The 25,702-nt window shown below is 28.3% G+C and carries 21 protein-coding genes and 2 pseudogenes; 18 read left to right on the top strand and 5 right to left on the bottom strand.

Annotated elements, in window-relative coordinates; all coding sequences use genetic code 11:
- The first annotated feature begins 139 nt into the window (after positions 1-139).
- The gene (locus K0039_RS11435) at positions 140-871 is read left to right on the top strand and encodes a MerR family transcriptional regulator (RefSeq protein ID WP_228105202.1); all 732 of its coding nucleotides are present in this window, start codon (positions 140-142) and stop codon (positions 869-871) included.
- A 74-nt stretch (positions 872-945) separates the two neighbouring features.
- Here the strand turns inward: K0039_RS11435 and K0039_RS11430 are convergent, their stop codons facing one another.
- Positions 946-1,467, bottom strand: a complete 522-nt coding sequence (locus K0039_RS11430; RefSeq protein ID WP_228105201.1) for a cob(I)yrinic acid a,c-diamide adenosyltransferase — start codon at positions 1,465-1,467, stop codon at positions 946-948.
- 198 nt (positions 1,468-1,665) lie between these two features.
- On the opposite strand from K0039_RS11430, the gene K0039_RS11425 reads away from it, so the two are divergent.
- The 14 genes and pseudogenes from K0039_RS11425 (at position 1,666) to K0039_RS11360 (ending at position 19,393) form a co-directional block, all read left to right on the top strand.
- The gene (locus tag K0039_RS11425; RefSeq protein ID WP_228105200.1) at positions 1,666-2,490 is read left to right on the top strand and encodes an Mrp/NBP35 family ATP-binding protein; all 825 of its coding nucleotides are present in this window, start codon (positions 1,666-1,668) and stop codon (positions 2,488-2,490) included.
- A gap of 280 nt (positions 2,491-2,770) precedes the next feature.
- On the top strand, positions 2,771-3,226 hold the full coding sequence (bcp, locus tag K0039_RS11420) for a thioredoxin-dependent thiol peroxidase (RefSeq protein ID WP_228105199.1): 456 nt from the start codon (positions 2,771-2,773) through the stop codon (positions 3,224-3,226).
- Between the two features lie 580 nt (positions 3,227-3,806).
- Positions 3,807-4,643, top strand: coding sequence for a PRD domain-containing protein (locus K0039_RS11415; protein ID WP_228105198.1), 837 nt, complete (start codon positions 3,807-3,809; stop codon positions 4,641-4,643).
- Positions 4,644-4,799: 156 nt separating this feature from the next.
- Entirely contained in the window at positions 4,800-6,365 is a 1,566-nt protein-coding gene (locus tag K0039_RS11410) for a PTS transporter subunit EIIC (protein ID WP_228105197.1), read from the top strand.
- A 43-nt stretch (positions 6,366-6,408) separates the two neighbouring features.
- Entirely contained in the window at positions 6,409-7,584 is a 1,176-nt protein-coding gene (locus tag K0039_RS11405) for a MalY/PatB family protein (protein WP_228105196.1), read from the top strand.
- A gap of 13 nt (positions 7,585-7,597) precedes the next feature.
- Positions 7,598-8,191, top strand: a complete 594-nt coding sequence (locus K0039_RS11400; RefSeq protein WP_228105195.1) for a KpsF/GutQ family sugar-phosphate isomerase — start codon at positions 7,598-7,600, stop codon at positions 8,189-8,191.
- A 27-nt stretch (positions 8,192-8,218) separates the two neighbouring features.
- Positions 8,219-8,698: a PTS sugar transporter subunit IIA gene (locus K0039_RS11395; protein ID WP_228105194.1), complete on the top strand. Its 480-nt coding sequence runs from the start codon at positions 8,219-8,221 to the stop codon at positions 8,696-8,698.
- A gap of 197 nt (positions 8,699-8,895) precedes the next feature.
- Positions 8,896-9,711: a transketolase gene (locus tag K0039_RS11390; protein ID WP_228105193.1), complete on the top strand. Its 816-nt coding sequence runs from the start codon at positions 8,896-8,898 to the stop codon at positions 9,709-9,711.
- 6 nt (positions 9,712-9,717) lie between these two features.
- On the top strand, positions 9,718-10,644 hold the full coding sequence (locus K0039_RS11385; protein ID WP_228105192.1) for a transketolase family protein: 927 nt from the start codon (positions 9,718-9,720) through the stop codon (positions 10,642-10,644).
- Between the two features lie 46 nt (positions 10,645-10,690).
- Positions 10,691-12,223 (top strand): phosphohexomutase domain-containing protein, encoded by a 1,533-nt coding sequence (locus tag K0039_RS11380; protein WP_438948076.1) that lies wholly within the window; start codon positions 10,691-10,693, stop codon positions 12,221-12,223.
- A gap of 301 nt (positions 12,224-12,524) precedes the next feature.
- Positions 12,525-13,421, top strand: coding sequence for an FUSC family protein (locus K0039_RS11375; RefSeq protein WP_228105190.1), 897 nt, complete (start codon positions 12,525-12,527; stop codon positions 13,419-13,421).
- A 126-nt stretch (positions 13,422-13,547) separates the two neighbouring features.
- Entirely contained in the window at positions 13,548-14,633 is a 1,086-nt protein-coding gene (locus K0039_RS11370; RefSeq protein ID WP_228105189.1) for a putative NPN-dependent ornithine cyclodeaminase, read from the top strand.
- Between the two features lie 143 nt (positions 14,634-14,776).
- Positions 14,777-15,942 (top strand): annotated as a pseudogene (locus tag K0039_RS22810) (PFL family protein); the annotation flags it as partial.
- A 268-nt stretch (positions 15,943-16,210) separates the two neighbouring features.
- Positions 16,211-19,393 (top strand): ligand-binding sensor domain-containing protein, encoded by a 3,183-nt coding sequence (locus K0039_RS11360; protein ID WP_228105188.1) that lies wholly within the window; start codon positions 16,211-16,213, stop codon positions 19,391-19,393.
- Between the two features lie 9 nt (positions 19,394-19,402).
- Here the strand turns inward: K0039_RS11360 and K0039_RS11355 are convergent, their stop codons facing one another.
- Together K0039_RS11355 and K0039_RS11350 are read right to left on the bottom strand one after the other, a co-directional pair.
- Complete coding sequence (locus K0039_RS11355) at positions 19,403-19,858, bottom strand: threonine/serine exporter family protein (RefSeq protein ID WP_228105187.1); 456 nt, start codon at positions 19,856-19,858, stop codon at positions 19,403-19,405.
- The gene (locus K0039_RS11350; protein ID WP_228105186.1) at positions 19,858-20,646 is read right to left on the bottom strand and encodes a threonine/serine exporter family protein; all 789 of its coding nucleotides are present in this window, start codon (positions 20,644-20,646) and stop codon (positions 19,858-19,860) included. Before K0039_RS11350 ends, K0039_RS11355 begins: the two co-directional genes overlap by 1 nt.
- Before the next feature lie 181 nt (positions 20,647-20,827).
- Between K0039_RS11350 and K0039_RS11345 the strand changes: the two genes are divergently transcribed.
- Positions 20,828-21,397: a hypothetical protein gene (locus tag K0039_RS11345; RefSeq protein ID WP_228105185.1), complete on the top strand. Its 570-nt coding sequence runs from the start codon at positions 20,828-20,830 to the stop codon at positions 21,395-21,397.
- 37 nt (positions 21,398-21,434) lie between these two features.
- Here the strand turns inward: K0039_RS11345 and K0039_RS24415 are convergent.
- Positions 21,435-21,698 (bottom strand): annotated as a pseudogene (locus K0039_RS24415) (glycoside hydrolase family 113); the annotation flags it as partial.
- 143 nt (positions 21,699-21,841) lie between these two features.
- On the opposite strand from K0039_RS24415, the gene K0039_RS11340 reads away from it, so the two are divergent.
- Positions 21,842-22,912, top strand: a complete 1,071-nt coding sequence (locus tag K0039_RS11340; protein ID WP_228105184.1) for a YkvI family membrane protein — start codon at positions 21,842-21,844, stop codon at positions 22,910-22,912.
- Between the two features lie 45 nt (positions 22,913-22,957).
- Here the strand turns inward: K0039_RS11340 and K0039_RS11335 are convergent, their stop codons facing one another.
- Positions 22,958-23,869: a LysR family transcriptional regulator gene (locus tag K0039_RS11335; protein ID WP_228105183.1), complete on the bottom strand. Its 912-nt coding sequence runs from the start codon at positions 23,867-23,869 to the stop codon at positions 22,958-22,960.
- A gap of 187 nt (positions 23,870-24,056) precedes the next feature.
- On the opposite strand from K0039_RS11335, the gene K0039_RS11330 reads away from it, so the two are divergent.
- Positions 24,057-25,691, top strand: coding sequence for an FAD-dependent oxidoreductase (locus K0039_RS11330; protein ID WP_228105182.1), 1,635 nt, complete (start codon positions 24,057-24,059; stop codon positions 25,689-25,691).
- Positions 25,692-25,702 lie beyond the last annotated feature (11 nt).

Below are 25,702 nucleotides of genomic sequence, written 5' to 3'. Positions count from 1 at the left end.
ATATTTAAATTAAATTTTTAATATTAATTTCCTTGTTTTTCATGATTAAAATAAATATTAAAAGTTGTATTGACTCTGACGCTACGTTATAGAATATAGTTATAAGTGTAATAGGGAATTGAAGAAAGGAGGTTGAAGAATGAAGATAAGTGAAGTAGCAAAATTGACAGGTATAACAGTTAGGACTTTGCATTATTATGATGAAATAGGACTGCTAAAGCCTAGTGAAATTACAGAATCAGGATATAGATTGTACTCTAAAGATTCTCTTGAAACTTTGCAGCAAATATTGTTTTTTAGAGAATTAGATTTTCCTTTAAATGAAATAAAAGAAATAATGACAAATCCCAGTTATGATAAAATGGAAGCTTTAAACAAGCAAAAAGAATTGCTAGTAAAAAAACGCCAACGAATAGATAATTTGATTGGACTAATAAATAATACTATAGAAGGAGAGGATAATATGAGTTTTAAAGAATTTGATATGAAAGATATAGAAGAAAGTAAAAATAAATATGCTAAAGAGGTAAAAGAGCGTTGGGGAAATACAGAGGCATACAAAGAATGTGAGGAAAAAACAAATAGCTACAGTGAAAATCAATGGGGAGTTATTAATAAAGAAAGTAGTGAAATTTTAAAAGCTTTTGGAGAGCATATAGGTTGTGATCCAGGAAGTGCAGAAGTACAAGATTTAGTAGAAAAATGGAAAAACCATATTTCGTCTAGTTTTTATAATTGCACAAAAGAAATCTTATCAGGCTTAGGTTTAATGTATATAAATGATGAGAGATTTCAAAAAAATATTGATCAAAATGGGGAAGGAACAGCTGAATTAATGTCAAAAGCCATTGAAATTTACTGTTCTAAATAACTAAAGATTATTTTACAAAGTAAAAAATTAAAAAAGCCTCTTAATTTTATAAAGTTAAAATTAAGAGGCTTTTTTTAATATTTAATATATATTAATTCAGATTCATTATATCTAGCAATAGCGTAAATTAAATCGGAAAGTCTGTTTACATATTTCAATAACTGTGGATTGACAGTTTCAACTTTACTAAGAGAAAAAATTCTTCTTTCAGCCTTTCTACAAATTGTTCTAGCTATATGTAAATTAGCAGAAATTAAGCTAGTTCCAGGAACTATAAAAGCATTCATTTTATCAATTTTTGAAATATAAGAATCTATAATTTTTTCCAATGACCTTACATCATCATCAGTTATAGGTGTTTTATATTTTCCCTCTTCCTTAGTTGCTAATTCAGCAGATACAGCAAATAATTTTATTTGTATGCTTCTTAAAATTTCTTTATCTTCATCTTTAGCATAATTTGTGCAAAGACCTATGTAAGAATTTAATTCGTCTAAAGTTCCGTAAGATTCAACTCGCATATCATCTTTATCAACTCTACTTCCGTCATATAGAGAGGTTTTACCTTTATCACCTGTCTTAGTATATATTTTCATAATTGTCCTCCTTATATATTTTTATTAATAATATACCCATAGATAACTAGTACATATTTAAATATTTATTAAAGATGACACATTAGAATACGAAATTGTGGGTATATACTAATTATAAAACGAATTTATCAAAATTGTTGATGATATAAAAATTAATAAATAATAAACTAATAATTATAATCTACGGAGGAAAATAAAATGGCAAATTGTAATTCATGTCCATCAAAAAATAATTGTAATAAACAAGATACTTGTACAATAGAAAATAATCCAAACAATAAAATAAAAAATATAATAGGTGTTATGAGTGGAAAAGGTGGAGTAGGAAAATCTACGATAACATCACTAATAGCGAAAAAACTTAGTAAGGAAGGATACAAAGTAGGAATATTAGATGCAGATATAACAGGACCAAGTATTCCAAGACTTATGGGAGTACAACATGAAAGAGCATTTTCAAACAATGGAAAAGATATTTATCCGATAATAACTAAAGAAAATATAAAGACCATGTCAGTAAACTTTATGGTAAATGATGAAAGTCAGCCAGTAGTATTTAAAGGGCCATTAGTAAGTAATACAATAAAACAGTTTTACAAAGATGTAATATGGGAAGAGTTAGATTATTTATTAATAGATATGCCTCCTGGAACAGGAGATGTGGCTCTTACAGTTATGCAATCTTTACCTTTAACTGGAATGATTATGGTATCTGTTCCTCAAGATATGATATCCATGATAGTTGCAAAAGGTGTAAATATGGCAAATACACTAAATATAAATATATTAGGTGTGGTAGAAAATATGAGTTATATTGAATGTCCAGATTGTAATAAAAAGATTAAGTTATTTGATGGAGAAGAAACAGAAACATTCTTGGAAGAAATGAATTTGGATCTTTTAGGAGAATTACCAATGACTAGAGAAATTGTGGAAATTACTCATAAGGGATCAGAAGAAATAAGTGAAGAATTAGAAAATATTTTAAGCAATATAGTAGAAAAAATAAATAAAAAATTATAAAAAAGCTGAATTATATAAAATTATATCAAAATGGGCTTGTTAAAATTATTAAAAGTACTATAAATAGTGATACATTTATTTCTAGAGCAAGAGGAGACTTTAAAGGTTATGACTGTATTTGGTATTAGACTAGAGGCTATAAAAATGGTTCCTCTAGTGAAGTAATTAGAATCTAGGGAAGAAAAAGATAGTATATTATTATACTATCTTTTTATGTTTTAAATAAAATTATATTGGTATAATATGTAATATAAATATATATAAGTAGGAGTTGAAAAAAATGTTAGAAGTAGGAGTAAAAGCGCCTGAATTTAAATTACAAGATAAGGAAGGAAATGAAGTAAGTTTATCTGATTTTAAAAATAAAAAAGTAGTATTGTATTTTTACCCAAGAGATAATACGCCTGGATGTACTAAGCAAGCATGTGCTTTCAGAGATAGTTATGAAGAATTCACATTAAAGGATATAGTAGTAATAGGAATAAGCAAAGATAGTGTAAAATCACACAGTAATTTTGCTACAAAGCATGAACTACCGTTTATATTACTATCAGATCCTGAACTTGAAGCAATAAAGGCTTACGATGTATGGCAGGAGAAGAAGTTATATGGAAAAGTTAGTATGGGTGTGGTAAGAACAACATATATTATAGACGAAAATGGAATTATAGAAAAAGTGTACAACAAAGTTAAAACTGACAAAAATGCAGGAGAAATATTAGAGTACTTAGGTTAGGGTAGATATAAGTAAACCAAATTTGCAGGTTATATATATCTAAGTGTGTCTTATAACAAGTTACTGTAGCTGTATGTATTGATTATATTATTGAGTTTTGGGAAAGTGTATATTTAAGTTAAATTAAATAAAAATATATTTTATTATCGACATGATAAAGCGAATGTAGAAATAAAAAGTATTGACATTAAAAAAGAAATGATATAATATCTAAATATAATAATATTAATAAACGACAAGATAACGTTTTTTACTTTATGAATTGTTAATGTTTGTTTAAAATAATTAAATATATATTAATAATTTAATTATTCATGAAAATAAAATAATAGTAAAATCTTTTAGGATTGTAACTGATAAGCAGGCAAAACCTAAATCACTAAATACAGTTTATATATTTTTGATATATAAATTGTATTTAGTGATTTAGGTTTTTTAATATTTAAAATAATTTGCTAATAATTATGTTAAATATTAAAAAATTAGGAGTTAATAATAATCACAACAGCTTTTATAATTTATAAAAAAGTAATAATTTTTATGTTTTATTTATATAAATATTTTTTAGGAGGAGTAACTAGTGTATATTAAAAAAATATTTAATAACAATGTGGTCTTGACGATATTAGATAATAATACAGAAGCTATAATTACAGGAGCTGGGGTTGGTTTTAAAAAAAAGCCAGGGGATTTCATAGATGAAAATTTAATATCAAAGAGTTATATAATACAAGACAATCAAAGATATAGATATAATCAAATATTAAATGATACTTCTATTGAGTACTTTAGAATATCAGAGGAAATAATAGAAAAAGCAAACGATATGTTGGAAAATTATGTTGATGATTCTATAATAATATCTTTGACAAGCCATATTAAGTTTGCAGTTGAGAGAGAACAACAGGGAATAAAACTTCCTAATTTAATTTTGAATGAAACTAAGTATTTATATAAAGAAGAGTTTAAAATAGGATTATGGGCAATTGACCATATTTATAATGTAATAGGAATAAAACTTCCAGTTGATGAAGCAGGGTATATAGCTATTCATATAATTAATGGATTAGTAAATACTAAAGAAAATGAGGGAATTAGTATTTTAGAATTTTCAAAAGAGGTAGTTGATATAATTGAAAATATTTATGAATGTAAATTAGATCAAGAATCAATGGGTTATATGAGACTTATGACTCATTTGAAATTTTTTGTACAACGAATTTTAAAAAAAGAGAGTTATGAAGATAGTAGAATGGATAGTATGTATAAAATAATCAATAAGAGATTTATTAACTCTAAAAAATGCATTGATGAAATATCTAAACTAGTATTAGAAAAATTTGAATACGATATAAGTAGTTCTGAGGAATTATATTTGATGATACATATAAATAAAATAACTACCAATGAATTTTAGGATTGTAACTGCTAGGCAGGCAAAACCTAAATCATTGAACTAAATATATTATATATATATTTAATTCAGTGGTTTAGGTTTTTTTGTATCTAGAATGTTTATATGCGAACTGATTCGCTGATAATAATTTTTTAAAATTAAAAAGGAGATAAAATTATGAGCAAAGGTAAAAAAACAAATTTTTGGAATTTCTTCCAAATGCTGGGGAAAACATTTATGTTCCCAATAGCATTACTTAGTATTTCGGGTATGATGTTAGGTATAGGAGCAGGATTTACAGATCCTAATATGATTGGAATGATTCCTTTTTTAGGAAATAAATATGTTAACTTATTCCTTCAATTAATGACATCATTAGGCTTATTTGCATTTAGCAACTTGGGAGCACTATTTGCAATGGCAATACCACTAGGGCTACTTAAGAAAGAAAAAGAAATAGGAGCATTTAGTGCTTTAGTAGGTTTTATAGCAATGCACTTAGGAACAAACTTCTATTTAAATCAAGCAGGGTTATTAGTACCAGCTGAAGATATGGCCATAAATGGTCAAGCAATGATCATGGGGATACAATCATATAATACAAGTGTTTTAGGTGGTATCATAACAGGTTTAATAATATATGCAATACATGATAAAGTTACTAATTTTAAAATGCCAGAGTCATTAGGGTTTTATAGTGGGGCTAGATTAGTTCCAATAGTATCATTATTACTAATGGGAGCTGTTGGATTAATAGTTCCCATAGTATGGCCACCAGTACTACATGGATTCCAAACAGTAGGTTCTTGGATTTCATCGTCAGGACCGATAGGATACTTTGCATACGCAGCAGCTGAGAGAATTACAATACCATTTGGTTTAAATCACTTAGTAACATCTACATTCCGTTTCACTCCAATAGGAGGAAGTGCAGTTATAGGTGGACAAGAATATTTTGGAACATTAAATATGTTTATGGCTTATGTAGAGAACAATCAAATTATACCTTTAGATTTAGCTGGTAAGATGGAACAAGGTAAGTTGATGATACAATATGGATTAGCAGGTGCAGCATTAGCAATATATCGTACAGCAAAACCAGAAAAGAGAAAAGCTATAAAAGGCCTTTTAATTTCAGGTGTACTAACAGTTATAATTGGTGGAATAAGTGAACCGATAGAATTCTTATTCTTATTCATATCTCCTGCATTATTTGCATTCCATACTGTAATGAATGGTCTTGGAAATATGATACTACCATATCTTGGAGTACATATGGGGTTCACTGGAGACTTAATACAGTTTTTAACATTTGGAGTTTTAAGAGGAACAGAGACAGGCTGGCCAATGGCAGTAGCTGTAGCAGCTCTATACTTCGTAATATACTATTCTGTTTTCAAGTGGGCTATTGTTAAATTTAATATAAAAACTCCAGGTAGAGAAGATGAAGATATTGAAATAGGAAATAACGGAGGTTCAGATTTCAACGGACTATCAACTTATAAAGGACAACAGATGATAGCTGCATTAGGTGGAAGAGATAATATAGTTTCTCTAGACAATTGTGTAACTAGACTTCGTTTAGGTTTAAAAGACGTATCTAAAATAAATGAATCAGCAATTAAACAAGCTGGAGGAATTGCAGTAGTAAAGTTAAATGATAATGCAATTCAAGTAATAGTAGGAACAAAAGTATATGCACTTAGAAAGCAAATGGACAAAGTACTTGATGGGGCAATATAAGAATCAGTAATGGCTTAAAACTTAAGTGCATGGAGGAATATAAATGATTGATTTTAACAAAGAAGTAGATAGATTGGGTACATATTGTACCCAATGGGATTATGTAGAAGATAGATTTGGTAAGAAAAATTTACTTCCATTTACTATTTCAGATATGGACTTAGAATATCCAGATGAAGTTGCACAAGTACTTCAACAAAGGTTAGATCATAGGGTTCTGGGATATAGTAGATGGAAACATGATGACTTTAGAAATTCAATAAAAAATTGGTACTCAAAAAGATTTAATTGTAATATTGATTCAGAGTGGATTTATTATAGTCCAAGTGTAATGTATTCAATTAGTAAATTAATTGAAATATTTAGTAAAGATGGAGATGGCGTACTTCTAAATACACCAGCATATAATGCATTCTATGATGTATTAAGAACTAATAATCGTAAGGTTATTAAATCTCCTCTAAAAAATGAGAATGGACATTATTCAATAGATTTTGAGGATTTCAAAGAAAAATGTAAGGAATCAAAGTTATTTATACTATGCAATCCACACAATCCTACAGGTAGAGTATGGACAGAAGAAGAATTAATAAAAATGATAAATATCTGTAAAGAGTATGATGTAAAAATTATTTCTGATGATATACATATGGACATAGTGTATGGATCGAGAATGACACCTATACTAAAGGTAGCTGAGGATTATTTAGATTCAATATATATATGTACATCACCATCAAAATCTTTTAATATACCAGCATTAACGGGCTCTTATGTAATTATACCAGAGGCTAAAACAAGGGATAGATTTGAAAATATAGTAAGATATAGAGACTTTGTAAATTCGCCTGCAATTCTATCTGTATTAGCAACAATGACTTGTTACAACGATTGTGAATACTGGATTGAAGAATTATTGAATCATCTTGAAAATAATTTGAAATACACAATTTCATATTTAGAAGAATATTTACCACAATTAAAATTAAAAATGCCACAAGGATGCTACTTTGCTTGGATAGATTTCTCAGAATTAAATATACCTGGAGAACAATTTCAAAAAATGTTGATTGATATTGGAGAAGTGGCGATAATGAATGGTCATGTTTATGGAGAAGAGTGCGAGTTTTACTTGAGATTAAATGTAGCATGTTCTAGAGACAAGCTTATAGATGGATTAGATAGATTAAAAAAGACTATAGATTATATAAAATTGTAAGAGGAGAAGTATTATGAAATATTTAGAAATAGTTATAGATGTAATGAATAAAGAGATGCAAGCTATAAAATCATTAATTGAATATGTGAATGAAGATTATGAAATTATAATAGATGAAATATTAAACTGTAAAGGAAAAGTAATCTTTCTAGGCGTAGGTAAATCAGGGCATATAGGAAAAAAATTAGCGGCAACTTTTGCTAGTACGGGAACACCAAGTTTCTTTGTACATGGTACAGAGTCTGTTCATGGTGACTTAGGAATGATAGAAAAAGATGATATTGTAATTTTAATTTCAAATAGTGGGAATACAATGGAAGTAGTAAACTGTATACCTTTTATAAAGAATATAGGAGCTAAAACAATTGCAATTACTTCAGGTAAAGAGTCAAAATTAGGTCAAGGATGTGATTATGCATTAATATATCCAAAAGAAGTAGAGTCAGATCACTTAAATTTAGCACCTACTTCATCATCTACAATGACTTTGGTTCTGGGAGATGCAATAGCATGTACAGTATCTAAGCTTAAAAACTTTACTTCATCAGATTTTTACAAATATCATCCAGGTGGGAGCTTAGGTGAAAAATTAAAAACAGTTAACTAGGCAAGTCAAGAGAGGAGAATCAAGTATATGTTTAAGCTTTTAAAGAAAGAGAATAAAAAAATATTAAAATCACCTACAGAAGGAAAAATTATAGATTTATCAGAAGTTGAAGATAATGTTTTTTCTCAAAAAATAATGGGAGAAGGAGTTGCAATAGATACGATAGGCGACATAATATCTTCACCTATTAAAGGAAATCTAGCTTTAATAACTGAGACTAAACATGCATTTGTTATAGAATCAGAAAATGGAATGGAAGTTTTGGTTCATATAGGTATAGATACAGTTAATTTAAAAGGAGAAGGTTTTGAAATTTTAGCTGAAGCAGGAACAGAAGTTAAGGTAGGGCAACCTATTATAAAAGTAGATAGAGAATTTATTAAATCTAAAGGTTATTCTTTAGTTACTCCAGTTATAGTGACTAATCACTCTGATTATAATGTTAGTACATGCAATATTGGTGAATTAGCTCAAAGTGCAGTAACTGATATAATAAAATACAAATAGAAAATTATTAAGGGTTTCATATGAAGAAATATGAAACCTTTATTACATATTGAAAATATTGCAAGCTTAAGGAGATTAATAGGCAAATTTAAAATTTTGAAGAAAATTAACGTTCAAAATAGAGCCATTAATAAAAATATAATTTATATACCGTTTTATATAAATTTATACATCATGTAAAGAGAAAGGAAATTATTATGTTAGATTTAACAGTAATATCTAATAATATTAGAAAGAATATAGTAGAAATGATTTATGAAGCAAATTCAGGTCATCCAGGAGGATCATTATCAGCAGTAGAAATATTGACGTATTTATATTTCAAAGAAATGAACGTAGAAGCCAATAATCCGAAGAAACAAGATAGAGATAGATTTGTGTTAAGTAAAGGCCATGCAGCACCTGTACTTTATGCTACATTAGCAGAAAAATGTTTTTTTGATAAAAAATTATTAAAAAGCTTAAGAAAGCTAAACTCCCCACTGCAAGGTCATCCAGATAGTAAAAAATTATCTGGTATAGATATTTCAACGGGATCTTTAGGACAAGGTATATCTAATGCGGTAGGACTAGGGATAGGAATGAAAATGGATGCTAGTAACTCAAGAGTATATTGTTTATTAGGGGATGGAGAAGTACAAGAAGGACTTGTTTGGGAAGCCTTTATGGCAGCAGCTCACTATAAACTAGATAATTTAGTTGTAATAATAGATAACAATGGACTTCAGATAGATGGAAAAAATGAAGATGTTTTAAATATAAATAACTTAAAGAAAAAACTAGAAGCATTTAACTTTAATACTATAGAAATAGATGGACATTCATTTTTTGAAATAGAAAAAGCATTAAATGTTGCTAGGGAAACAAAGGGGTTTCCTACTGCGATAATAGCTAAAACAGTAAAAGGAAAAGGTGTTTCATTTATGGAAAATGAAGCAGGGTGGCATGGGAATGCTCCAAGTCTAGAACAAAGAAATAAAGCATTAAAAGAGTTAGAGAATAAGGAGGTATAAATACATATGGGAATAGCAACTAGAGAAGCATACGGAAAAGCATTAGTTTCACTTGGAAGAGAGAATAAAGATATAGTTGTTTTAGATGCAGACCTTTCAAAGTCAACTAAAACAGCAGATTTTGCCAAAGAAAATAAAGATAGATTTATAAATGTAGGAATAGCAGAGCAAAATTTAATGGGGATGGCTGCAGGGCTTGCATCATATGGGAAAATACCATTTGCTAGTACATTTGCAGTATTTGCTAGCGGAAGAGCTTTTGAAATAATAAGAAATTCAATATGTTATCAAAACTTAAATGTAAATATAGCAGCAACACATGCAGGAATAACTGTAGGAGAAGACGGTGGCTCACACCAATCAGTAGAAGATATTGCAATAATGTCATCACTACCAAATATGACAGTAATAGTTCCAGCGGATGAAACTGAGACTATGCAAGTTATAGAAAAAGCTACAAAAATAAATGGACCTGTATATATAAGACTAGGGAGGCTTGCAGCTGAAGACATATTCGATGAAACTTATAAGTTTGAAATTGGAAAAGGAACACAAGTAAAAGATGGTAAAGATATAACAATCATTGCAACGGGGATTACTACTAATCTAGCAATGCAAGCAGCTAAAGAATTAGAAGAAGATATAAATGTAAGAGTAATACATATGCCAACTATAAAGCCGATAGATGAAGAAATAATAATAAAAGCAGGATGTGAAACTAAGGCTATAATAACAGTAGAGGAACATTCGGTAATAGGAGGACTTGGAGATAGGGTTTGTGCTGTGACGGCTGAAAAATCTCCAACAAAAGTTATAAAAATAGGAATAAAAGATATGTTTGGACAATCAGGAAAGCCAGATGAATTATTAGAGTATTATGGTTTAACGACTAAAAATATAAAGCAAGTTATAAAAGAGGAATTTAACAAATAGTATCTATTAAAATTGCTATAAATTAAATATGAGGTATTATAATATGATTGGAAAGCTAAAAAAGCTACAAAATGGTGCGGATATTAGAGGAATTGCACTTGAAAATAATGATAAAGAAGTAAATTTGACAGCTCAAGAAATTTATTATATTGGACAAGGATTCATAAAATGGATAAAAGAAGAACAAAATAATAGTAATCAATTGAAAATAGCAATAGGTATGGATTCGAGAATATCTGGTCCAAAATTAAAGAAGACTTTAATAGAGTCAATATCAAAAACAGGTTGTTTTGTATATGACTGTGATATTAGTACTACTCCAGCGATGTTCATGGCGACAGTATTAGAAAACTATGAGTGTGATGGTGCGGTCATGATAACAGCAAGTCATCTACCTTATTACTATAATGGATTAAAATTTTTTACTAAAAAAGGTGGATGCGAAAACGAAGATATAAAAAGAATAATAGAGTTAGCTACGTATAAACAAACTAATGAATTTATAAGGAGTGGAAAGGTAGAAAAAGCTAATTTAATAGATGATTACTCAAATTACTTAGTTAAGTTCATAAGGAGGGATGTAAATTCAAAAACAAATTATTGTAAGCCTTTAAAAGGATTAAAAATAATAGTAGATGCAGGTAATGGATCTGGTGGATTTTTTGTAGATAAAGTACTTAAGCAATTAGGGGCATGTACAGATGGAAGTCAATTTCTTAATCCAGATGGATTATTCCCTAATCATATACCAAATCCGGAAAATAAAGAAGCTATGAAATCTATAAGAGAAGCTGTTATAAAAAATAATGCAGATTTAGGAATTATATTTGATACAGATGTAGATAGATCTGCTATTGTAGGAGATGATGGTCTAGAAATAAACAGGAACTCATTAATAGCATTAATATCTGCAATAATTTTAGAGGATCATCCAAATAGCACAATTGTAACTGATTCAATAACATCAACAGGATTAAAAGAATTCATAGAATCTAAAGGTGGTGTGCATCATAGATTCAAAAGAGGTTATAAAAATGTAATAAATGAATCAAAAAGATTAAATTATGAAGGTATTGAATCTCACTTAGCTATAGAAACATCAGGACATGCTGCAGTTAAAGAAAATTATTTTTTAGATGATGGAGCATATTTAATATCTAAAATATTAGTGAAAATGGCACAATTTCATGAAGAAGGAAGGAAAGTAACAGACCTGATATCTTCATTAAAAAAAGCAAAAGAAAGTAAAGAAGTTAGAATAGGAATAAATAAAAATGACTTTAAAACATATGGAGAAACTGTAATAAGTGAATTAGAGGCATATGTAAATGAAGTCGAAGGATGGTATTTATCAGAAAATAACTATGAAGGAATAAAAGTATTCTGTAAAGAAAATAGAGGAAATGGATGGTTCTTATTAAGGATATCACTACATGAACCATTATTACCATTAAATATAGAATCGAATGAAATAGGCGGAATAGACAAGATAATATCTAATTTACTTCCATATTTAGGTAAATATACAGACTTAAATATAGATAAATTAAAATTAAATAAAATAGATACTAATAATTAGATTACAAGTAGTAGAAGAGATAGACAATCGGATTCTTAGAAGCTGTAGTATACTTATATTTATGATATAAATGAAAACCAGATAAGAGAATTAGACAGTGTAACAAACGAAGTAAAATGCTGCATTTATGATGCAGCAAATCGCATGGATAATGCTATGTTCACAAAATCTTGAACAGTAATATTGAAACACCAAACATTTATAACCAAATATGGTAAGAGGTCTGTAAAGAGATGTTAGATAAAAACTAACATCTCTACTTTTTTATGGTATTATAAGAAGAAGACAGGAGTGAGACATTTTGAAATTACAAAAACCAGGAATGAGAAATATAAAAACAGGTATAGGAGTTATGATATGCGTACTAATTGGGAAAATGAATGTAATAGATAGTACTTTTTATGCAGCAATAGCTTGTATTGTTTCCATGCAAACAACTGTTAAAAGCTCGTTAACAGTAGGTTTAAATAGATTAAAAGGGACATTTATTGGTGGTTTAATAGGATTTCTATTTGTACTTATTCATCCAGGTGATCCAATAATATCTTGTTTAGGAATAATCACAACTATCTATATTTGTAATATTTTAAAAATAAATAAATCTATAACTATTGCTTGCGTTGTATATTGTGCAATCAACTTAAATATAGGTGATGCAAACCCAATAGTGTACTCTTTATTTAGAATTTTAGACACATCTATAGGAGTAATTGTAGGAGTGGCTGTAAATTATTTTATATTTAGACCAGACTATTTAGAAAGTATATATAAAGAAATTAGAATTATTGAGGAAACATCAATTAAACTACTAAAGAGTGAAATAGAAAAAGGTGAACACGCAGATATTTCATCTTTAAAAAATGAAATTACAAGATTAGAAGGATTGTACAAAAACTTTTTAGAAGAATTAGAGTATAGTAATGAAGAAGTTGAGAATAATGAAATTAACAATACTATAAAAAGATGCAAACAGATTTACTTACATCTTCAAGTTCTAGAGCAAATGAAGGATAAATGTTATCTAAATAAGGAAAACTATATTAAATCTAAAAGTATATATGATACTTTATCTAAAGATATTGAAATAAAAAATAATACAAGTGCTGTTTATAACTATCACATTAGTTCCATAATTGACAATATAAATGAAATACATGAAATTGATGAAAATCATAATAATAATGAAAGTGATTTATAGATAAGGGTTTAATATATATAAAAAAAATTAAAAAACGCTTAAAATAAAGATAACTCATAATATTTTTTTTTTAGTGTTATAATTACTTTGTCAGCATAATCAATATTTAGACAGGGGGAAGAAATTATGAATTTCGAAATGCCAAAATATACTCATCCAAATTTTCAAAAAGAAAAATTTGAAAATGCGCCAGATGCAAAATATGTATTAGTGGAAAAAGATAGAGTTGCACCTGACAACTACCATGCAATGTCTATTTTTCCGGAGTACTTTAAAGTTGAGGGTGAATGGAAATTAGCTAAAGAATCAAGAATGGACTGTGTTGCAAGACTAACAGAGGATAAAGAAATAGAGGTAGTAGAATTTAGACATTTAAAAGTTGGAGATAAAATTATTGTTGGAAGAACTGAAGATGGTAGTGAGGGAATATATTTACACACAACAGGTTTTGAAGAAGAAAAAGTTGAAGAAGAAGCTTTTGCTTTTAGAGGAAGTAGATCAAGAGAAACTTCTCAAACTATGGACTACGATCAACTAATTGAACTTTTAAAACATGAAAAAGAAAATGGATATGTAGTTTGGGTAATGGGACCAGCAGCAGTATTTTCTAAGGGCGCTAGAGATTCATTAACAAAATTAATAAATAATGGATATGTAGATGCTTTCTTAGGTGGAAATGCAGTTGCAACTCATGACTTAGAAGCAGGAGTATATAATACAGCATTAGGACAAGATATATATACTCAATGTTCTATAAAAGATGGTCATTATCATCACCTAGATTTATTAAATAAAGCAAGAAAATATGGTACAATAGAAAAACTTATAGAAGAAGAAAATATAACATCAGGATTAATTTACTCTTGTGTAAAGAATAATGTGCCTATTGTACTTGGAGGGTCTATAAGAGATGATGGTCCACTCCCTATAGTAATAGCAGATGTATATGAAGCTCAAGAGCAAATGAGAAATCAAGTAAGAAAAGCTACAACTGTAATTTGTATGGCAACTCAATTACACACAATTGCTACAGGAAACATGACACCATCATATAGAGTTGTTAATGATGAAGTAAGACCAACATACTTCTATACAGTAGATACTTCAGAATTTGCTGTTAACAAGTTAAAAGATAGAGGAAGCTTAAGCGTTAGAACAATGATATCAAATGCACAAGATTTCTTACAAAGATTAGCTGATAATTTAGAATAGATTAAAAAACTGCTTTAATTTTTTAAAGCAGTTTTTTTATTATTTCAAAAAATATGGCGAAGGCCTCTCATATTGTATACAATTCTATTAATATAAAAAGAAAAGAAATATTTAACTCAATGCACATAGTTTGGTAGGTTTTTATGAATATAAATAATATATTAGAAACCATAAGAATGATTGAAGAAGAAAAATTAGATATAAGAACTATTACTATGGGTATATCATTGCTAGACTGTATAGACTCTGATGGAGAAAAGTGCAGAGCTAATATTTATAGAAAAATAATGAGCTGTGCAAAGGATTTAGTTAAAGTAGGAAAAGAAATTGAAAATGAGTTTGGCATACCTATTGTAAATAAAAGAGTATCAGTAACACCAATCTCAATAATAGCAGGAGCTACAAATGATGAAGATTATGTAGAATTTGCTAAAACGTTAGATAAAGCAACGGAAAATTTGGGAATTGATTTTATAGGAGGATTTTCAGCATTAGTTGAAAAGGGTTGTACAAAGGGAGATGAAATTTTAATTAAATCTATTCCTAAGGCATTAGCTTATACTAACAAAGTTTGTTCATCTGTAAATGTTGGATCAACTAGAGGTGGATTAAACATGAATGCAATAAAAAATATGGGAAAAATCATAAGAGAAATGGCTGAACCTACAAAAGATGCAAAGGGATTTGGATGTGCCAAGTTAGTTGTATTTTGTAACTCAGTAGGAGACAATCCATTTATGGCTGGAGCTTATCATGGTATAGGTGAAGCTGATGTAGTTATAAATGTGGGTGTAAGCGGACCTGGTTACAAAGAGCTTTGGAAAAAGTAAGAGTAGAATCTTTTGATGTGGTGGCACATACTATAAAAAATACAGCATTTAAAGTAACAAAAATGGGTTAATTAGTTGGCCAAGAAGCATCAAAAAGATTAGGAGTACCTTTTGGAATAGTGGATTTATCTCTAGCTCCAACACCTGCAATCGGTGATTCAGTAGCAAATATTTTAGAATAAATGGGACTTGAAACTGTAGGAACCCACGGTACTACAGCAGCACTTGCTCTTTTAAATGATGCAGTAAAAAAAGGTGTAGTAATGGCATGTTCTAGAGTTGGTGGCCTTAGTGGAGCGCTTATACCAGTATCTGAAGATGCAGGAATGATTGATGGAGTAATAAAAGGATCTTTAAATTTAGAAAAGTTAGAAGCAATGACTGCAGTATGTTCAGTAGGATTAGATATGATAGCAGGTGAGGCTGCCATAGGAATGATGAATAATAAAAAAACTGCAGTAAGAATAATTCCAGCCCCAATACATTCTTTTAAAAACTAATAGGCAATTAGCCTATTAGTTTTTTTGTTATTAATAAAATATTTTGCTTTATATTATATAAAAAAAATTGAACATGTAATTTTTTTGATTTGTTGTTATTATGTTAATAAAAAAGGTACAATAAGTATGGAGTATGATGTAAGGCTTTAATAAAAAATAATTTTTAATGTATAATTAAAATGATATTGAAAATTTTTTCTTATATATTATACTTATTATGTGAATTAGACAATAAAGGAGACTTATAGTGAATAAATTAAAATATACATTAATTCTTTTAACAATTTTAATATGTATATTGCCTAAAAATATATATGCATCTAAAATGATGAATTTTGAAAATCTAACAATAGAAAATGGATTATCTCAAGCAACAGCAGAAACCATAATTCAAGATAGTAAAGGGTATATATGGATAGGTACAAATGATGGGTTGAACAGATATAATGGAACAGATATAAAAGTTTTTAAGTATGATGAGGATGTTAAGAATAGTATTATAAGTAGTTATATAACATCTCTTGGAGAAGATAAAAATGGAAATCTGTGGGTAGGAACAGATGAAGGTTTGAGTAAAATAAATTTATCTGATTACTCTATAAAAAATTATCGCTATTATAAAAATAATAAAGATAAGCCTTACTATGCTATTTTAACTATTTATGTAGATGATAAAGGTAAGGTTTATATGGGAAATAATGATGGGGTATATCTTTATGATGAAAAAGAAGATAACTTCGACAAGATTCTAGGTTTAAATGACAATCTTAGTGATAAAAATATTTACTCAATAAATAAAGATTCACAAGGTAACTTATGGATAGGTACTGACCAAGGAATAAACAAAGTAGATGACAAAACAAATAAAGTATCACAATATACTGTTGGAAATATAAAAACTACTCAATGGGGAAAAATTTCGTCTATAGTTTTTGATAATAAGGATAATATGTGGGTTGGAACTTCGGAACAGGGCCTAAAAAAGATAGATTTGAAAAATAATAAAGCTAAATCTTTTAATATGGATGAAAAAGATACTAACAAATTGCAATCCAATGCTATAAGAAAAATACTACAAGATAGTAGTGGAAACATATGGATAGCAACTGAAAAAGGCTTAAGTAAATATATAGAAGAAGATACATTTGTTACCTATCAGAATAAAGACTATGATAATAGCACTTTAGCTAATAATATTGTATTTACACTTATGGAAGATGACAGTGGATTAATTTGGGCAGGAACTTATACAGGAGTAAGTATCTTTGATTCAAGAAATAAAATACAAATATACAAAAGTGACCCTACAGATGAAAATTCTTTAGACAATAATGTTGTAATGGGTGTTTATGAAGATGATGAAGGATTATTATGGATAGGTACTAGAGATAAAGGTTTAAATATAATTGATAAAGAAAAAGATAACATAACACATATTTATGAAGGAAATACTAAATATGATTTAAGTACAAATGCCATAAGTGTTATTAAGGGAAAAGGAAATATTATTTGGGTAGGAACTAGGAATGGCGTAAACAAAATAGATAAACGAAATATGATTATTGAAAAGTACACTACAGAGGATGGATTAGTAGACAATAATATTAAGTCTCTATTTATAGATAGCAAAAATAATTTATGGATAGGAACACCAAAAGGGCTTAGTATTTTAAATATAGAATCTGAAGAAGTTTTTGGAATGACAGATAAATTAATAAAAGCTGGAATATCAGATCCATATATTCAAGAAATTTATGAGGATAAAGAAGGAATTTTTTGGATTGGAGGGTATACTTCTGGTGGTCTTATTAAACTTGATCCAAGAAAAAATACAATTGAAACCTTTAATAATTATAAAAAAGAAGATGGTGATGAAGCCGTTGTAAACGCCATAAGAAATATAGTAGAAGATGATAATCATAATCTTTGGATAGGAACTAATGATGGATTATTAAAATTCAACAAAGATAAAAATACATTCAAAGCTTATACGGAGAAAGATGGTTTAGCTAATAATATAGTTTATCAAATATTAGTAGATGAGGACAAAAATCTTTGGATGAGTACTAATAATGGTATTTCAAAATTTGATATTAACAATAATCGATTTACTAATTTAAGGAGTACAGATGGCCTTCAAAGTAACGAGTTTAATGGAAACTCAGCATATAAATGTAAAAATGGTGATTTTGTATTTGGTGGAATTAAAGGATTAAATATTTTTAATCCAAAGGAAGTTTTACAAACGGATTATAAAGGAAGAGTTAATTTTGATAGCTTTGAAGTGGAAGGTGAAGACTATACAAATATAGACGGTAAAGTTTTTAAATATGATGAAAATTTTATAAGAATTAAATATTTTCTTACTGATTATAGAAAAAATAATAATATTCAATATTATTATAAGTTAGAAGGAGCTAATGATGATTGGGTTCTTGTAAAAAATAATGAAGCCATATTTGGAGACTTAAAACCTGGAAAATATAAATTTAGAATAAAATGCAGAAATAACAGTGGGGAAATGAGTGAAGAAAATAGTGTTAGCTTTACAATAAAGCCTCCTATTTGGAAAAGTAATATGGCTATGATTTTATACGTTATTATAATCATATTTTTATTATATAATAATAGGAATAAAATGAAAAAGCTTGATAAGCTAGTAAATAAAAGAACGAGACAGTTAAATGATGAGATGAATAAAAACAAAGTTTTATTTGATAAGGTTATACAAGCTGAAAGAAGTAAAAATAATTATTTTATAAATTTATCACATGAACTTAGAACACCATTAAATGTAATAAACTCTATTGAACAATTAATAAGAAGTATTTGTAACTCAGAAAAAGAGTTAACAAAATCAAAATTAGAAAGTTATATGGATATTATGAAAAGTAATACAGATAGGCTACTAAATTTAATAAACAATATAATAGATACATCTAAAATTGAAAATGGAAAATACAAGCTTAACAAAGCAGAGAAAGATATAGTTTATATTGTGGAAGAAGCAACTTTAAGTTTAAAAGAAAGTATAGAATCTAGTGGTATAGAGCTAATATTTGATACTGAAGTTGAGGAAAAAATAATTAACTGTGATAAATATGATATAGAAAGATGTATAGTTAACTTAGTTAGTAATGCTCAAAAATTCACACCAAAAGGTGGAAGCATAAGAGTTAATATAGAAGATTTAAAAGATTTTGTTAAGATTACTGTGGAAGATACAGGAATTGGAATAGAAAAAAAATATCATAATATAATCTTTGATAGGTTTAATCAAATTGTAGATGAACATGGTGAGAATAAAGGCGGAAGTGGATTAGGCCTTACAATTACAAAGCATATAATTGATTTACATGGGGGTAGAATAAAAGTTGAAAGTGAAAAAAATAAAGGTACAAAATTTACAATAATTTTACCTGTAAAATAAAAAAAGCTGCTATTTAGCAGCTTTTTTTATGGATAACATATGTAAGGTTTTAACTAGAGATGTTACAACTAGAATTCCCAAAGAAATGGCACCACCGACAAATAGAACATCGGCACCTTTCGCAATTGCATTGTTATAGTCATGTTGTACTAAATAAAGCATAGTATTATACATTCCAAGACCTGGAACTAAAGGAATAATACCTGGTATTACAAAAATTATTGCTGGTTGTTTTAATTTTCTAGCTAAAATTTCACTAATATAAGAAACTAGTAAAGCAGCTATAAAGTTTGCTAATATATCATTTCCACTTAATTTTACTAAATAATAAAATAAAGACCATCCAAGCCCACCCACAAGTCCACTAGATATAAGCGTAGATTTAGGTGCATTTAGAAAAATAGCAAAACCAACAGTAGCAATAAATGAATATATAAAATGTAAATATAAGGGCATATCTGTCATTATAAACTTCCTCCTAATCTAAGCCAAATATCTAAAATAATACCCACACCACATGCTATACTTACAGCTGTAACACCAGCATCAAAAGCACGAGCAACTCCAGAAATTAAGTCACCAGCAATTAAGTCTCTAATTCCTTTTATAAAAGATACTCCTGGAAGTAGAGGCATAATAGAACCAACTATTAATAAAGCAGGTGTGGGAAGAATGTTTATTTGAGATAAAACAACTCCAACAAGAGCTATAAAAGTTGACGATATTAGTGAAGAAAATGCAGGAATAGTACTGATTTTCATTGTTTTTTTATAAATCATGACTGCCAATATGGATGTAATAAAAGTTGAAATAAAAGTAGGAATATTGTTTCCTTTCAATAAAGTTGCAAAGAAAGCAGATCCTATTCCAGTAGAAAAACTTAAAACTAATGGAGAATAAGATGTAGTATTTATAATTTCTTTTAGCTCCTCCATAGCATCTTGTACAGTTAATTCAGTGTTAGTAACATATTTTCTCGAAAAATTATTTAACATGGAAATTTTATTCAAATCTATGGACCTAGATTTTATTGTCCTCATAAATGAATATCCATCAAACCTATAATCGGATATAATTATAGCAGTTGGAGAAGTAAATACATTTACATGATTATAGTTTCTAGATTTACATATTCTAATGATAGTATCTTCTACACGATATGTTTCTGCACCGTTAGTAAGCATAAGTTCACCAATAAATAATGCTAATCGTAGTACATTTTTTTTGTTGTCAGCTTTAAACTCATTTTCCATGAAATTACCTCCTTAAGATGTCATGGTAAATAATAAAGTTAGTTATATCTATATTATGTAAAAGAGGAATATTCTAAACATGGAAAAGCTAATAATAAAAAGTAAAATATACAAGAATAAAAATTAAAAAACTTATATACATATAAGATAGAAAGGTGTTTAAAAGAAAGGATGAAAAATTATGTCACAAATATATTATGTATCTGATTATCATTTTTTTCATGAGTTAGCATTAAAAAGAAGTAGAAGCGAATATTTTAATAATGTTAATGAGATGAATGAAGAAATTATAAAAAAACATAATAATAAAGTTAAAGTTGATGATCATGTCTACATATTAGGAGATATTATAGTATGCGAGGAACAAGACTTAGAAGAGAAACTTAAGATTACAGTAGGAAGACTTAATGGGCACTTACATCTGATTTTAGGAAATCATGATTATAAGTTTCGTAATAATCATGTATTTTTAGATTATTTCGAAACAGTGGAAGAAAGTAAGCTAATAAGAGACCATAATAAATGGGTTCAGCTTTGTCATTATCCAATACTTTTATGGTATAGAAAGAATAAAGGATCATATCATGTTTTTGGTCATATGCATGATGATTCTTTTACTAAAGAATTTCACATTATTAAAAAAGAAAAAAATTTATTTAATGCATGTGTAGAAATTAATAATTTTGAACCATGCACAATAGAGGAGTTAATTAGTAATAATGATAGATTTTATAAGAAAACACTAAGCTAAACAAAGTTCAATTTTGCTTAGTTTAGTGTTTGATCTATTAATACCATTTAGAGATAAGATCTATACTTTCTGAAGAAGGATAAAAGTTCTTATCATTGTATTTTTGTCCTAGAGCAAAAACTGAAAATCCTTTTATATAACCTTTATTTTCGAAAACATTCCTATAAGCTTTAAAGCATCTTCCTTGTTCAGCATTATTATAAGTATTTGAAACTTGACTATCCCAAGGATGAAAAGCAGCATAATCTTTTCGTGGAAATCCTAGTTCCCCAAAGAAAATTTCTTTTGATATATTTCTATAATTATCTTTATAAAGAAATAATAAATTACTAAGATTATGAGATTTTAAAACCGTTTATTCACTTTATAAGGAGTCATACAAAGTTTATATATACATATATTTAGTACTAGCCCTTAAATATTTATCATAGGGAGGTATTATATATGAGGCAAAAAATCAACAAATTAAATGTGATGAAATTTGCAGGTGCTTTTATAGCTTTTATTATTGGGTCTGGATTTGCAACAGGACAGGAGATTATGCAGTTTTTTACTTCTAATGGTTTAAATAGTTTAGTATCAATAGTTATAAGCTTGATTTTATTTACATATTTCGGAAGTACTGTTATGGAAGCTGGATACGATTACGGAGGTTATAAAAAATACAGACCATACAAATATTTTTGTGGAAATAAGGTAGGACTGTTTTATGAATATTTTGTACCAGTGTTATTGTTTATAAGCGTTATAGTTATGATATCAGGGGCTGGGGCAACACTACAAGAATATTACGGATTAAACTATTATGTTGGTTGCGCTATGATGACGATATTAGTACTTATTGCTTTTATTTGTGGTTTAGATAGTCTTATTAATATAATTGCTTTTATTGGTCCTGTTATAGTTATTTTTTCTTTGGTTGTAGGATTTACTGTTTTGATTCAAAACTTAGATGGATTAAATAATATTTCACAAGTAGTGGAGGATGTTAATCTTAAAAAAGCAGGAGGAAACTGTGTCAAGAGTGGTATATTATATGCATCATATAACATGGTAAGTGGATTATTTTTCTTTACTTCTCTTGGAAACAGTGCAGATACTAGAAGGGAAGCTAAGTATGGAGCTATTGTTGGAAGCCTATTATTGATGATAGTTATTTTAGTTATGAATTTTGCATTGCTATCAAAAATAAAGGATATTTATAAATTATCTATACCAACTTTATATTTTGCAAAATCCATATCACCTATATTTGGTAAAGTTTTTTCTATTGTCTTATTATGTGGTATTTTTTCAACAGCCGCACCAAATTTTTGGACGGTATGTGACAAAGTTTCAAAGGAAGGAAAGTACAATGCAAATATTATCGCTGTTGTTATTTCTGTTTTAGCATTTTTCTTTGGTTTATTTCCATTTGAAAAATTAGTGGGAAATGTATATCCATTTACGGGCATATTGGGAGTTGTATTATTTATATGCATATGTCTAAAGCAGATTAGCAAGAGAATTATATAATACATACATAAAAAAATAAGTATAACTTAAGTTAATAAGTTATACTTATTTTTTTATGTACAAATCTTTCATAAAATCAGATGTTTTATATTTTTTCAAAATTTCCTTTAATGTTATTATTGATGGAGTCATGATTTTATCCTTATGATGAACAAGTTTAAAGGATCTTTTTAATGTATTTAAATCAGTTTTTATAATATGGATTTTACCACATATGATATCTTCTTCAAAAGTATGTATAGATAAAAGTGATAAACAATCATCATCTAAAATAGCCCTTCTAATTGTATCTGTTGAACTAGCCTCATAGACTAGTTGTATCTGAACTTTATACTTTTGTAAAATTTGTTCAAAAAACTCTCTTGTACCGCTGCCATCTTCTCGCATAGCAAATCTTTGATTTTCTAAATCATACAATGTTATTTTTTCTTTTTTTGAAAGAGGATGATTATTATTACATAAAAGAACAAGATAATCATCTATTACAGGAGTAGTGACTAAATCTTGAGAATGGATTTCTCCTTCTACAATAGCGATATCTAAGTCAGATTCTAATAATTTTTTTTCAACCATAGTAGTATTATTAACATAAGCATAAGTGTTTACTCTAGGGGCAACGCTATGAAATTCTTTTATTATTTTAGATAGAAGACAAGTTCCAACAGTTACAGAAGCACCTATTCGTAAATTTTCTATATGAAGATTGTCATTCATTGTTTTCTCTAAATTATCAAATTGTTCAACTACTTGAGTAGCGTATGATAAAAGTTCTTTTCCAAATGATGTTATATATAACTTCTTTGATAACCTTTCGAAAAGCTTTTGACCGTAGTGATCCTCTAATTCACGAATAGTTTGGCTCACTGTAGGTTGAGATATGAATAATCTTTGTGCAGCTAAGCTCATTTTACCTGTCCTTGCTACTTCAATAAAAATTCGCAAGTGCCTGATTGTCATAGAATACCCCCTTTTTTATTAATAAATATGGTTAAATGATACTGATTATCTATAGGTTTTACCTATGATTTTCATAAGATAATATCACTTTTAATAGTATATCACAAGTGCTACAATAAAATTAAATTATATGAAAAAAATGTAAATTTTATATTTGAATATACAAATAAAAAAGGGGTTGATAAGTATGAAAGTGCTTATTATTGGAGGTGTTGCAGCAGGAACAAAGGTTGCAGCAAAATTAAAACGTGAAGATAGAAGTTTAGACGTAACTATTCTTACTAAGGATAATGATATTTCATATGCGGGATGCGGTCTTCCTTATTATGTGGGAAATGTTATAAGAGAAAAAGAACAGCTAATTGTAAATACACCAGAAAAATTTGAGAAGTTAACGGGTGTAAATGTACTAACAGAAATGGAAGTTATAAAAGTTAATCCTAAAGAAAAAGCTGTAGGAGTATTAAATTTACAAAGTAATGAAAGATATGATTATGGATATGATAAATTAGTAATTGCCAGTGGCGCATCTCCTATAAAACCACCAGTTGAAGGTCTAGATTTAAAGGGCGTTTTCTTTATGAGAACACCTGAAGATGCTATTAGATTAAGAAAATCAATAGAAAAAAATGAAATTAAAAGAGCTGTAGTTGTAGGAGCTGGATTTATAGGTCTAGAAGTTGCAGAAAATATGGCTAAACAAGGAGTGAAAGTATCTGTTATAGATATGGCAGAGCATGTACTTCCAGGATTTGATGAAGAGATGAGCGAATATATAGAAAATCATTTAGCTGAAAATGGAATAATGACTGCTACAGGAGTAAAAATGGAGGGAATTGTAGGGACTGATAGAGTTGAAAAAGTTAAAACTTCTAGACGTGCCATGAAGGCAGATGCAGTAGTTTTATCTATTGGTATTCGTGCAAATACATCTTTTTTACAAGATAGTGGAGTAGAACTTATGCCAAATAAAACTATAAAGGTAAATGAATATTTACAAACAAACATTGAAGATGTGTATGCCATTGGAGATTGTGCATGCGTAGTAAATAAAATTACAAAATCACCTCAATGGTCGCCAATGGGATCTTCTGCAAATATAGAAGGACGACTTACTGCTAAAAATATATTAGGCAAAAATAAGTCTTATGAAGGAGTTCTTGGTACTGCAGTTTGTAAATTGCCAAACCTAAATACAGGAAGAACAGGGCTTACTGAAGTTGCTGCTAAGGAAACTGGATACAATCCAATTAGCGTTATAAGTGTTGTAGATGATAAGGCTCATTATTATCCAGGTGCAGGCAGTTTCATTGTAAAAATGATAGCTGATAAAGATACAAAAAAATTACTGGGATTACAAGTACTAGGAAGTGGGGATGTAGACAAAATGATTGATATAGCAGTTACTGCCATATCATTAAATGCATCAATAGATGATTTAGAAAACTTGGATTTTGCTTATGCACCACCATTTTCTACAGCAATACATCCTTTTGCTCATACACTGAATATATTACAAAATAAAATGAATAAAGAATTTGATACTATTACTCCGCTGGAGTTTAAAGAAGGAAAAGCTAAAGATTATAAAATAATTGATGCATCTATATCACCAACTTTAAAAGCTGCTCCATATATAGATTTAACAAAGGTTGAAGGCGTGCTTCCAGAATATGATATTGATGAAAAGTTACTATTAATATGTGCAAAAGGAAAACGTGCATATATGTTACAAAATCGTTTGAAATTCTATGGATATAATAATACGAAAGTTCTTGAAGGTGGATTGACTTTTAATGAGATAGATGAGGAGGAAGAATAATTATAAATAAG

Origin of the sequence: Terrisporobacter mayombei (assembly GCF_020748465.1) — a bacterium.
Classification (GTDB): Bacteria; Bacillota; Clostridia; order Peptostreptococcales; family Peptostreptococcaceae; genus Terrisporobacter; species Terrisporobacter mayombei.
Note: the sequence above shows the minus strand (reverse complement) of the source record. Positions and strands in the feature narration are given on the sequence as shown.